The organism is Pseudomonas sp. GL-R-19, from assembly GCF_019956375.1.
Classification (GTDB): Bacteria; Pseudomonadota; Gammaproteobacteria; order Pseudomonadales; family Pseudomonadaceae; genus Aquipseudomonas.
Genome location: NZ_JAHBDJ010000065.1, coordinates 1 through 11,656, shown reverse-complemented (window position 1 = coordinate 11,656; position 11,656 = coordinate 1). Strand labels below are relative to the sequence as shown.

Genomic DNA, 11,656 nt, shown 5'->3' with positions numbered 1-11,656 from the left:
GATTAACATTCAGCACACATCGTGACTGTTAGACCGCTATCGCGAGCAGGCTCGCTCCCACATGGGCTCAATGTTGACCATGGTTTTTGCGTTAGAACCGAGCACGGCTCATCTGTCAGTCAATTTGGCCGGAATGGGTGCTGTATAGCCTTCGCTGGCTGGTTAAGATCCCTTCATCTTTTTCCGATCCCAGAGGTTTTCATGCGCTTTTCCGAACTGCTCGACGCTGTCCGCAGCCATCCGCGGGAGCTGTCTATCCCGGCCTCCTGGGCCCAGGGGCGCGCCAGTTTCGGTGGCCTGGTGGCCGCCCTGCAGTACGAAGCCATGCGTGCCCGGGTGCCGGCGGATCGTCCGGTGCGCTCGCTGGCAATCACCTTTGTCGGCCCGGTCGAACCCCAGGTTCCGGTCAGTTTTGAAGTCGACGTGCTGCGCGAAGGCAAGGCCGTCAGCCAGGTGTTGGGCCGAGTGATGCAGAAGGGGCAGGTGGTGACATTGATCCAGGGCAGCTTTGGCGCCTCACGCCCCTCGGAAGTGGCGGTGGCCGCTGAGCCGGCACCTGAAATGAAGCACTGGGACGAGTGCCAGGAGCTGCCTTTTGTCGAGGGCGTCATCCCGGAATTCATGCGGCATCTGGCGATGCGCTGGAGTGTCGGCGGGCTGCCGTTCAGTGGTAGCACATCCCGGCAAATGGGCGGCTGGGTGCGTTTGCGCGGGGACGTAAAGGAAGAGGCCATCAGCGAGGCGCACATCCTGGCGCTGGTGGACGCCTGGCCGCCGGCCCTGATGCCGTTTTTGAAGAAGCCGGCGATGGGCAGCACGCTGACCTGGACCATCGAATTCGTGCAACCGCTGCTGGAGCTGAACACCCTGGACTGGTGCAAGTACCTCGTCGAAACCGAGCACGCCGCCGACGGCTACGGACATGCCGCCGCGAAAATGTGGAGCGCGGATGGCCGATTGATCGCCATGAGCCGGCAGACGGTGACAGTGTTCGCCTGATCAGTGACGGCGGTGGCGCTCACGCCAGGCGCGCCACCAGCCTCCGCTGAGGAAGAACCGCGGAAACGTCAGGAACTGCTCGACCAACAAGCGCGATATCGCATCCTTGCGGTCACTGAACGGCTCGGAGGCTTGGGTCTCCAGGCTGTGACCGTGGCGTTGCAAGGCCAGCGCCGCAATCACACCGATCACGCCGATGGCGATGTCCGCCAGGCCCAGGCTGAACACCCCGGACACAATCAGCAGAAACGCCACGATGAACAATGGCACCGCGATCAGGTGCAGCACCAGATTGGTCGGGTGCTGATGATTGTTCGGGTACGCTCGCCATTGCCAGGCGGGAAGGTTGGGGTGACGTTTGCCCATGATGCTGATCCTCGATCCATGTTGAACACATGTAGGAAGAATAGGCCCGGCGAATGCTGGCGGCGAATCAAGGCTGGCTATTGGCTTGATAGACGTCATGGTCTGGATTGAGGTTGTCAGTACCGCCCTCTTCGGGCGGCGTTCCGACGAAGAGGGCCTCAAAGCTTGAGCTGACCGATGGCCTTGCTCAGTTCCCCGGCCAATGCCGCCAGCTCATTGCTGGTGGTCGCCGAAGTCACCGTCTGCTGCACCGTGTTCTCGGTCACGTCACGGATGCTCACCACCGCCCGGTTCATCTCTTCCGCCACCTGGATCTGCTGCTCGGCCGCCACCGCGATCTGCGTATTGCTTTCACGCATCTGCGCCACCGCGCCGGTGATCTCGGCTAAAGCTGCCCCAGCTTCTTGCGCCTGTTGCACGCAATCGTCGGCCTTGAACGAACTCTCTTGCATGAAATCCACCGCGTCCCGTGTGCCGGCCTGTAACGCCGACACCATGATAGTGATTTCGTCCGTGGAGGCCTGCACGCGTTTGGCGAGGTTTCGCACTTCATCGGCAACCACCGCAAACCCGCGCCCCATCTCGCCGGCCCGGGCCGCTTCGATGGCGGCGTTCAGCGCCAGCAGATTGGTCTGCTCGGCGATGCTGTGAATCACGTTGACCACGCCGTTGATCTTCTGGCTGTCTTCGGCCAGGCGCTGAATCATCTCGGCAGTCTGCTGGACGCCGGTGGACAGTCCGGCAATCGACCTCTGCACCCGCGTCACCACCTCCTGCCCGCTGCCGGCCAGGGTATCGGCCGATTGCGAAAGGTCACGGGTGGCGCCTGCGTGTTGGGCGATGTGATAGACCGTGGCCGTCATTTCATTGATCGCTGTGGCCGCCTGATCGGTTTCGCTTTGCTGGCCCAGCATGCCGTGGCGCACTTCATTCATGCTGGCCGCCAGCCGCGCAGCACCATCATCCAGTTGCCGGGCGGTGCTGGCGACAGTATTGACCACTCGTTGATACCCGGCCTGCATGGCATTGAAGGCGTTGGCCATTTGCCCGACTTCGTCGCAGCAAGCCAATGGCACGCGGGCCGACAGGTCGCCGGTTTTCTCCACGTGCAACATGACGTCCTTCAAGGTGTTGAGCTGGCTGAGCAGGAAGCGGATCAATAACTGCGATGCGCCGAGCATTGCCAGCATCAGGATGAACACGGCCAACGCGTAGTTGGCAAAACGTTCGCTGAACACCTGGCTCAGACTTGGGCCATGGGCAATCACGGCCACCTGCTGGCCACCAATGCGGGTAAAGACGTCGGCGCCCATCAACGGGTTGTCACCGAACAACGGCATCGCGTTGATCTCGACCCAGCCATTCGCATCGGCCAGTTCCGGCATGGGTTGCCCATCGAGCATGGGCGCCTGCCCGCGACTGTAAGTCAGCAGATTTGCGGCGTTGGGCAGCGGCTGCCCTGCGGGCCAGGCTTCGAGCAGTCGCGCCTGGGCCTGGGCCGAAGCCTGGTTGGTATGACTGCGGGCCTGCTGTTCGAGCTGCACCGCGTATAACACCAGCAACAGGGTGGTGACGAAAGCGACGGCGTTGACCGCCCAGAATTTGTATTTCAGCGAGATATTGCTAAGCCAGGCACCCATGGAGGTCTTCTCTGATAGCGGAAACAGTTTTGGCAGGGTGCCATCATTGTGCCGCTACTCAGGTGGCTGATTCTTGATGCAGATCAACGGGCTGCACCATTACCCCTTGTGGGAGCGAGCCTGCTCGCGAAAGCGGTCTGTCATTCAACTTGATGCTGGCAGACACGACGCCTTCGCGAGCAGGGGATTTGTGGTTACTGGGGGATTGATGGCAAGCCGTAGAACGCCCGTGCGCACGCGGTGGTATGCGCCGCCAGATCTTCCTGGCTTTCTGCGCGATGCAGCGCCACTTCACGCAATACTTCGGTCAGGTACGCCGGCTCGTTTCGCCCGTTTTTCGGCTTGGGGCGCAGGCTGCGCGGCAGCAGATACGGTGCATCGCTTTCGAGCATCAGGCGCCCGCGCTTGATCTCCTTGACCAGCGGATGCAAATGCGTGCCCCGGCGTTCGTCGCAGATCCAGCCGGTAATGCCGATGTGCAGGTCAAGGTCGAGATAGCTGAACAGTGCCTTCTGTTCTCCGGTGAAACAGTGCACCACGGCAGCCGGCAGTTGGTCGCGGAAGTCGCGCAGGATCTCCAGCAAACGCTGGCTGGCATCGCGTTCGTGCAGAAAAACCGGCAACTGCAATTCGACGGCCATGGCCAGGTGTTCTTCGAGGACCTTCTCCTGCTGCGGACGCGGCGAGAAGTCACGGTTGAAATCCAGCCCGCATTCGCCCACGGCCACCACATTCGGCTCCTTGAGCAAGCTGCGCAACCGTCGGGCGCTGTCGGCGTTCCAGTCGCTGGCGCAGTGAGGGTGAATACCGGCGGTGGCGAACAGGCGCTGAGCGCTTTCGTCCAGTTGTTGGCACAGCTCAAGAGCCTGTTCACTGCCCTCGACACTGGTGCCGGTCAGCACCAGTTGGCACACGCCGGCCGCATAGGCGCGGTCGAGCACGGCCTGGTGTTTGTCGGCAAAACTGGCGTTGGTCAGGTTGACGCCGATATCGATGAGTTGCATGGTGCTACCTCGGCCCAAAGGCCGGAAAGCATATCAGAGCCGTGGATTTATAAGAAAAGCCAAGAACTACAATGGGTTAACGCTGTCTCTTGAGCCGCGGGCCAGACCAGGTTGGTAGTTTTGCCATCATTGTGCCAGTCTTGCTCACGTTGCCAGCGCCCTGGGCGCTCTGTTTTGTCGCTGCGCTTGATGCCATTCGTCATTGAAGCGCGCCTCATATTCTTTCCGGAGAGTGGATGATTCGTCCCTCGGTTTTGCTACTGCTGTGCTGTTCGCTGCTACTGCCGATATCGGCGGTCGCGCGTCTGCCCGGGCCACTGCAAGCCGTACCGGCCAGCGAGGTACGGGACCTTGTGCAAATCCGCAGCAGTCGTGTACTGCGGGTGTTGGTCAACCAGAGCCGCAACAGTTCCGGGGAAGTCCAGGGGCAGGCGATCGGGGTCGAATATCACCGCTTGAGAGCGTTCGAGCAATACCTCAACGGTCATGCCCGTGACGGTCAGGAAATCACCCTCAAGATCATTCCCAAGGCCAAGGATCAATTGCTCGGCGCATTGCAGCGCGGGGAGGGCGATCTGGTGGCGCCAGGCGAGTTGCTCGATCTGCAACCCGGCTTCGCCGTCAGCACCAGTGAGCCGATTGCCAGCAACATTCCGCTGGTCCTGGTGGGCATCAAGGGCGAGCGCCGCTACACACGGCTTGAACAGCTTTCCGGCAAGACCCTGGCGTTACCCGCCGGCAGCGCCGCCGGGGATGCTGTCAGCCAGATCAATCAAAAGCTTGCCCTGCACAAACTGCCCCCGGTCACAATCGAGTGGGTCGATCCGAGCCTTGCCGTCGAGGACGTACTGGAGATGGTGCAGGGCGGGATCTACCACCTGACCATCGTCGAGCTGCCGATCGCCGAACGCTGGGGCAAGATCCTGCCCAGGCTGCGTTTCGACAAACAGGTACTCATCAGCGATCCGGGGGAAGAGTTCTGGTTCGTGCGCCGTGATGCCTCGATGCTGCGGGCCAGCATCGATCGCTTCCTCACCGCCTACAAAAAACCGTCGGACCAGGACGCCGCGTTCCTGCGGATCTATCGGCGTCTCTATCAAGTGCACTATCCGCTGGCCAAGGCGGACCGGCAGCGACTGGAAAAACTTCGCCCGGTACTGCAAAAACACGCCGATGCCCAAGGCATGGACTGGCTGAACCTGGCGGCGCTGGCTTTCAAGGAATCAGCATTGCAGCCCGCAGCACGCAGTGGCGGTGGCCCGACCGGGCTGATGCAGATCACGCCTGCTGCGGCGCAGCGAGTGGGGGTCAACAATATTCAGGACGTAGACGGCAATGTGCAGGCCGGGGCCAAGTACCTGGCGATGATCCGGCGCAAGTTTTTTGCCAGCCCGAAACTCAACGAACGCGAACGCATGGCCTTCGTGCTGGCAGCCTACAACATCGGGCCGGAGCGGGTTCAGGGCATGCGCGCAGAAGCCCGGCGGCGAGGATTGAATCCCAACCAGTGGTTCTTCCAGGTCGAACGCGTTGCCATGGAGCAAGTGGGTATGGGGCCCGTCAGCTATGTTAATAGCGTGAACAAGTATTACCTGGCATTCGACCGGGAGCGAGAGTCCCTGGAGCCCCAGGGACAAAAGGTTGCCTCACGCAAATGATCAACTAATCTGATTGTAATGGTGGGTTTTTTGCGCTTTTAACATGCAATTAACTGATTAATATAGCGGCCAACCAACACACACTTACAAGGAATGAAACAGCATGAGCACTCTGATCAACAAGGTACTGTCTACCCGCGCTGGCTACGGCCTGACGGTTCTGCGTATCGTTGTCGGTATCGTCTTCGCCGCCCACGGCTCGCAGAAACTCTTCGGGGCATTCGGTGGCTATGGTCTGGCTGGAACCGCGCAGTACATGGAAAGCCTCGGACTGACGCCGGGTTACCTGATGGCAGCACTGGCGGGCGGCACCGAGTTCTTCGCCGGACTGGCCCTGATCGTCGGCTTGCTGGTTCGCCCGGCCGCGCTCGGCCTGATCTTCCTGTCGCTGGTGGCGATTTTCTCGGTGCACATCAGCAATGGTCTGTTCATGGCCAACAACGGTTATGAGTTCGCCCTGGCGTTGCTCGGTGGCAGTATCGCGGTATTGATCGAGGGTGCGGGCAAACTCTCGGCAGACCGTGTCATCGCCGGCTGACCGCTCTGGCTCAACAAAAAGGCCCGCATCGTGCGGGCCTTTTTTGTTGAGCGTCATTCTTGACACTGTCCAGTCAGCTTCTCTAGGATGTTGCCTATGCGCCGATTTAAACAGCTACTTGCGGGGCGCCAGGTGACTCATCCAGTTGCCGATAGAAGCCGGACAGGCTTCGAAATACCGCTAAAGCGCTGGTTCGGTGTTGCCTCTCACCTGCCATGCAGACTTTTGAGGCAGAGACACGACACAATGAATGCACTAAACCCCGTTGTACGTCCCGCGCCGATCACGGCACATCTCACCCAGCGCAATCCAAAAATCCTGCTTGGCGGCAAACATCAGCCGACGCTCCTGCGTTATCTCGATGGCTGGCCACGTCGTACCGGCGGTCCCGCTGCCTTCCTGATCCAGTTTGTCGAAGACGGTGAGTCGCTCGCTCGTTTCGCCGACGACAGTTTCGATCTGGCAGTGATTCAGTCCCCTAGCCTCGAAGATGCTCCTGAAGTGATCCGGCAACTGACCCGCGTTGCCCGGCAAGGGCTGATCACCCGCCGTTGAGTTTTATGGGTAGTCGATTGCCACGATATACACACACTGCTCACCGGTCGGTGTCTGGACTCGAACTTCGGCGTCCAGTGCCTTGCCGATCAGGGCGCGGGCCAACGGCGAGTCAATGCTGATCAGGCCCAGTTTGAGGTCCAGTTCATCGGGCCCGACAATGCGGTAGCGCGACTCTTTGCCATCCTCGTCTTCGATCGTGACCCAGGCGCCGAAATAGACCTTGTTCGGATCGCTGGGCTTTTCGCTGACGACTTTCAGCGCTTCCAGGCGTTTAGTGAGAAAGCGCACGCGGCTGTCGATCTCTCGCAGCATCTTCTTGCCGTAGGTGTATTCGGCGTTCTCCGAGCGATCACCCTGAGCCGCGGCTTCGCTGACAGCCTGGGTAACCTGGGGCCGACGTACATGCCACAGCTCATGGAACTCGGCGCGCATCCGCGCTTCACCTTCGGGGGTGATCAGCGCGGTGCCGGCAGTGCGGGGAGGGTGGTAACGGCTCATGACAGCTTCTTGTGGTGAGGATGACAGGAGTCTATCAACCCTCGCGCAGGACTGTCAGCGGGCTGGCGTTCAACGCCCGACGGGTACCGAACACCCCGGCACCTCCAATGAGCACGGCGCCCAGCAGTGGCAGCAACATCAGCCATGGATGCGGATGCCACGGCAGGTCAAAGGCGTAGCGGTAGAGCACCAGGCTCACCAGTTCCGATCCCAATGCCGCCAGCAAACCACTGACGGCGCCCAGCAAACCGAACTCGATGCGCCGCGCCTTGACCAGCAATTGCCGTTCCGCCCCCAGCGCACGCAGCAAGGCGCCCTGGCGAATGCGTTCATCCAGCGTCGCTTGCAGGCCGGAGAACAGCACCGCCATCCCCGCTGCCAACACAAACAACAACACGTACTCCACCGCCAGGGTCACTTGGGCGAGAATGCTGCGCAGTTGCTCCAGTAAGGCTTCGACCTGCAGGATCGTCACCGCCGGGAAGGCCCGGGACAGGTCGACGATCTGCTGGTCGTGACCGGGTGCGAGGTAGAAACTGGTCAGGTAAGTCGCCGGCAGATCCTTCAGGGTGCCGGGCTGGAAGATCATGAAGAAGTTCGGCTGGAAGTTGTCCCAGTCGATCTCCCGCAGGCTGGTGACTTTCGCCTCGCGATTGACCCCGCCAACGCTGAAAATCAGGTGGTCGCCGAGCTTGATTTTCAGGCTTTCGGCGACCTTGCCTTCTACCGACACGCCGGGAACATCGTCCGGCGTATGTTCGCTCCACCAATTGCCGGCCGTGAGTTTGTTGCCTGACGGCAAGTCCGCGGCCCAGGTCAGGCTCAGGTCGCGCTGAATCGCCCGATCACCCGCGGATTCTTTGGTGACGATCTGTTGCACCGGCTCGCCGTTGATGCTGATCAAGCGCCCCGGCACCACCGGGTACAACGGTGCCGATTGCGCCGACACGGCGATCAGGTGATCGGTGAAGGCCTGTTTATCTGCGGGCAGGATGTTCAGGGCGAAGTAATTGGGGGCGTTTTTCGGCAACTGGTTTTGCCAGGTATCCAGCAACTCACCACGTAGCAAGGCGATCAGCGCCATCGACAGCAGAATCAGGCCAAACGCCAGGGACTGGCCCGCAGCAGCGAGCGGATGACGCAGCAATTGCCCGAGTCCAAGACGCCAAGGCAAGGATGCACGCGCGAGCATGCGCCGCAGACTTTTCAGCAGCAGCAACAACAAGCCGCCCAGCACCAGCGCTGCAATCACGCCGCCGCCGAGCAGGGCAAAGGTCAGCACCAGGTCCAGGCTCAGGCGCCACATGATCAGGCCTAGGGCGCCCAGCGCTACACCGTAGACCATCCAGGTGCTGGAAGGGATCGGCAGCATATCCCTACGCAGCACGCGCAATGGCGGAACCCGGCCCAAGGCCGCCAGCGGCGGCAAGGCGAAACCGGCCAGCGCCACCAGTCCGGTGCCGATCCCGGCAACGGCCGGAAACAGCCCGCCCGGAGGCACGTCGGACGGCAGCAAGTCATGCAGCAGGGCAAACAAACCCAATTGTGCGAGCCAGCCGAGGAGGGCGCCGCTGATGCTGGCCAGCAGCCCGAGCACAGTGAGTTGCAGGCTGAACAACACCATGGTTTCCCGGCGCGACAGTCCGAGGCAGCGCAGCAATGCACTGGCATCGAAGCGGCGGGTGGCGAAGCGGGTTGCCGACAGCGCCACCGCCACGCCGGAGAGCAATACCGCCACCAGGCTGGCCATGTTCAGGTAGCGTTCGGCCTTGCCCAGGGCGCCACCGATCTGTCGATTGCCGTCGCGGGCGTCCTGCAAGCGCTGGTTGGCGGCGAGCCCCGGCTTGATCAGTTGCCGATAGGTCTCGAGTGCCTGAGCGTTGCCTCGCCACAGTTCGCGATAGCTGACCCGGCTGCCGGGCTGCACCACGCCGGTGGCTGCAAGGTCGTCGAGGTTGATCAGCACCCGCGGCGTCAGGCTGTAGAAATTGCCGGCGCGATCGGGTTCGTAAGTCAGCACCCGCGCCAGTTTCAGGGTTTTCATGCCGACATCGATGCTATCGCCGATCTTCAGGTCCAGGGCGGTCAGCAGGCGTGCCTCGACCCAGGCTTCACCGGGTTGCGGTCCGCCACCGACTGTTTCCGTGGCAAAGGGGGCGGGCGCGCTTTTCAATTCGCCGCGTAGCGGGTAGGTGTCATCGGCCGCCTTGATGCTGGACAGCTGAATGCCGTTATCGGTGGCGATGACGCTGGAAAACTCCACCACCTGAGCGTGTTCCAGACCCAGTTCGGTGCCGCTTCTTATCTGTTCGGGGCGCGCAGGCGAACTGCCTTCGAGCAGCAGGTCGGCACCGAGAAACTCGGTAGCGCGCAGCAGCATGGCGCCGTTCAGGCGCGCGCCAAAGTAACCGATGGCGGTGCTGGCGGCCACGGCCACCAGCAAGGCGAAAAACAACACGCGCAATTCACCGGCGCGGGCGTCGCGCAGCAATTGGCGAATGGCGAGACTGAACAGGCGCAACAGCGGCAGGCGTGCCATCAAGGCTCCAGAGGGGCGACCAGCAGGCCGGCTTCAAGACGGATCAGGCGCCGGCAGCGATGGGCCAGGCGTTCATCGTGAGTCACCAGCACCAGGGTCGTGCCGCGCTCCTTGTTGAGCTCGAACAGCAAGTCGCTGATGCGCTCGCCGGTGTGGCTGTCGAGGTTGCCGGTCGGTTCGTCGGCGAACAGCACATCGGGCTCTGCGGCAAACGCGCGGGCAATCGCCACGCGCTGTTGCTCGCCTCCGGAGAGCTGGCGCGGCGAGTGAGTCAGGCGTTGGCCCAGTCCCACCCGTTGCAGCAATTGGGTGGCGCGTTCGCGGGCGTCTTTGCGGCCATCGAGCTCCAGTGGCAACATGACGTTTTCCAGGGCATTGAGGCTGTCGAGCAGCTGAAACGATTGAAAGACAAAACCCACGTGCTCGGCGCGGATGCGCGCACGCTGGTCTTCATCGAGGTTGCTCAGGCCTTGCCCGGCGAGAGTGACCTCGCCACTGCTCGGCAGGTCCAGGCCGGCAAGCAGGCCCAGCAGGGTGGACTTGCCGGAGCCCGAAGCGCCGACGATGGCCAGGCTGTCGCCCTGGTTCAGTTCCAGGCTGAGTTGGTGCAGGATGGTCAGTTCACCTTCCGCGCTGGGGACCACTTTGCTAAGGTCCTTCGCGATGAGAATGCTTGCGCCCATGGAGAGTCCGATGCGTGTCTGGTTTTTGAGTGCTGGCCTGGCCTTGATGTGCATGGCCCAAAACGCAGCGGCGGGTACAGTCCTGATCGTTGGCGATAGTATCAGCGCCGGTTTCGGGCTGGATACCCGGCTGGGGTGGGTGTCGCTGCTTGAGCAACGGCTCAGGCGCGAAGGTTTCGACGATAAAGTGATCAATGCGTCCATCAGTGGCGACACCAGTGCCGGAGGCCAGGCGCGCCTGCCCGCGCTGCTTGCAGAGCATAAACCGGAACTGGTGATCCTCGAGTTGGGCGGCAATGACGGCCTGCGCGGGATGCTGCCAACTCAATTGCAACAAAATCTTGCTTCGATGATCGACAGCTCCCGTGCCAGCGGTGCCAAGGTGTTGCTGCTCGGCATGCAATTGCCACCCAATTATGGTGCGCGTTACACCAAGGCGTTCGCCGAGGTCTACAGCAACCTGGCCGACGAGAAAAAGATCCCGCTGGTGCCGTTTTTCCTCGACGGCGTGGGCGGCCATCCGGACTTGATGCAGGCCGACGGCATACACCCGGCGGCCGGGGCCCAGGACAAGTTGCTGGAAAATGTCTGGCCTACTCTAAAACCACTGTTATGACACTTTTCTAGAAGCAGGCTTTCGGCTAAGGTGGCGCCCCCGATTTGGAGCCCCTGATGCCGCGTCCTGCCTGGTCACTATTTGCCTACCAACTGATCGAGCCTGACGAACAGCTGGATCTGTTCGCCTGCCAGGAAGTGCGGGTGCATCTGGTAACCCGTCAACTGGAGCTGGGCGGTTCGGCGGATCGCACCTTGTGTGGCAGCCTGTTGCCGGCACAGCCGCGCTGGTCGAGTGTCGATCGCCGGGTGTTTCAGGACCAGCGTCTGTGTTCGTTGTGCCGGGCCATTCTTGAGTCGCAAAAGCGGGGTACGTCGCCGATCTGGCCTGAATTGCGGTTTGAGCTTTGATCCGTCGGGAATCGAGGCGGCCTGGTAGCCGGCCTGTCGTTTGTTGACTGTGTACATATCCGTTTCTGCGGTAACGGCCTCTGGCGGTTTCGCCCTTACGGCCAGCCCTTTCAAGGTCTTCGTTTAGAATCCCCTAAAAACCAGTCAGGGTGACGAAAACGATGTGGACAGAAGTTCTAGCGCGGTTTGAAAAAAAGACACCGGCCA

12 protein-coding genes are annotated in these 11,656 nt (G+C 61.4%); 6 read left to right on the top strand and 6 right to left on the bottom strand.

Annotation, left to right across the window (positions count from 1 at the left end; translation table 11 throughout):
* The first annotated feature begins 201 nt into the window (after positions 1 to 201).
* A complete protein-coding gene (locus KGA83_RS25460; protein WP_223531162.1) occupies positions 202 to 999 on the top strand; it encodes an acyl-CoA thioesterase in 798 nt (265 codons plus the stop codon).
* Here KGA83_RS25460 and KGA83_RS25455 read toward each other — a convergent pair whose 3' ends face one another.
* The 3 genes from KGA83_RS25455 to KGA83_RS25445 all read right to left on the bottom strand — a co-directional run bounded on the left by KGA83_RS25455 (position 1,000) and on the right by KGA83_RS25445 (position 4,009).
* Positions 1,000 to 1,365 (bottom strand): Mpo1-like protein, encoded by a 366-nt coding sequence (locus KGA83_RS25455; protein WP_223531161.1) that lies wholly within the window; start codon positions 1,363 to 1,365, stop codon positions 1,000 to 1,002.
* 158 nt (positions 1,366 to 1,523) lie between these two features.
* Positions 1,524 to 3,005, bottom strand: coding sequence for a methyl-accepting chemotaxis protein (locus tag KGA83_RS25450; protein ID WP_223531160.1), 1,482 nt, complete (start codon positions 3,003 to 3,005; stop codon positions 1,524 to 1,526).
* 194 nt (positions 3,006 to 3,199) lie between these two features.
* Positions 3,200 to 4,009: a TatD family hydrolase gene (locus KGA83_RS25445; RefSeq protein WP_223531159.1), complete on the bottom strand. Its 810-nt coding sequence runs from the start codon at positions 4,007 to 4,009 to the stop codon at positions 3,200 to 3,202.
* Positions 4,010 to 4,245: 236 nt separating this feature from the next.
* On the opposite strand from KGA83_RS25445, the gene KGA83_RS25440 reads away from it, so the two are divergent.
* From KGA83_RS25440 to KGA83_RS25430, 3 genes are all read left to right on the top strand, one after another.
* Positions 4,246 to 5,667 (top strand): transglycosylase SLT domain-containing protein, encoded by a 1,422-nt coding sequence (locus tag KGA83_RS25440; protein WP_223531158.1) that lies wholly within the window; start codon positions 4,246 to 4,248, stop codon positions 5,665 to 5,667.
* Positions 5,668 to 5,770: 103 nt separating this feature from the next.
* Positions 5,771 to 6,205 carry a DoxX family protein gene (locus KGA83_RS25435; RefSeq protein ID WP_115947229.1) on the top strand — a complete coding sequence of 145 codons (435 nt, stop codon included), beginning with the start codon at positions 5,771 to 5,773 and terminating at the stop codon, positions 6,203 to 6,205.
* A gap of 246 nt (positions 6,206 to 6,451) precedes the next feature.
* Positions 6,452 to 6,760, top strand: coding sequence for a hypothetical protein (locus KGA83_RS25430; protein WP_008001428.1), 309 nt, complete (start codon positions 6,452 to 6,454; stop codon positions 6,758 to 6,760).
* A gap of 3 nt (positions 6,761 to 6,763) precedes the next feature.
* Here KGA83_RS25430 and greB read toward each other — a convergent pair whose 3' ends face one another.
* From greB to KGA83_RS25415, 3 genes are read right to left on the bottom strand one after another with little or no spacing between them, the layout of a single operon-like run.
* On the bottom strand, positions 6,764 to 7,261 hold the full coding sequence (greB, locus tag KGA83_RS25425; protein ID WP_223531157.1) for a transcription elongation factor GreB: 498 nt from the start codon (positions 7,259 to 7,261) through the stop codon (positions 6,764 to 6,766).
* Between the two features lie 34 nt (positions 7,262 to 7,295).
* Positions 7,296 to 9,800: an ABC transporter permease gene (locus KGA83_RS25420; RefSeq protein ID WP_223531156.1), complete on the bottom strand. Its 2,505-nt coding sequence runs from the start codon at positions 9,798 to 9,800 to the stop codon at positions 7,296 to 7,298.
* Positions 9,800 to 10,483 carry an ABC transporter ATP-binding protein gene (locus KGA83_RS25415; RefSeq protein WP_115947226.1) on the bottom strand — a complete coding sequence of 228 codons (684 nt, stop codon included), beginning with the start codon at positions 10,481 to 10,483 and terminating at the stop codon, positions 9,800 to 9,802. Before KGA83_RS25415 ends, KGA83_RS25420 begins: the two co-directional genes overlap by 1 nt.
* A 10-nt stretch (positions 10,484 to 10,493) precedes the next feature.
* On the opposite strand from KGA83_RS25415, the gene KGA83_RS25410 reads away from it, so the two are divergent.
* Together KGA83_RS25410 and KGA83_RS25405 are read left to right on the top strand one after the other, a co-directional pair.
* The gene (locus KGA83_RS25410; protein ID WP_008049055.1) at positions 10,494 to 11,099 is read left to right on the top strand and encodes an arylesterase; all 606 of its coding nucleotides are present in this window, start codon (positions 10,494 to 10,496) and stop codon (positions 11,097 to 11,099) included.
* 56 nt (positions 11,100 to 11,155) lie between these two features.
* Complete coding sequence (locus KGA83_RS25405) at positions 11,156 to 11,449, top strand: hypothetical protein (protein WP_003226812.1); 294 nt, start codon at positions 11,156 to 11,158, stop codon at positions 11,447 to 11,449.
* Positions 11,450 to 11,656: the final 207 nt, after the last annotated feature.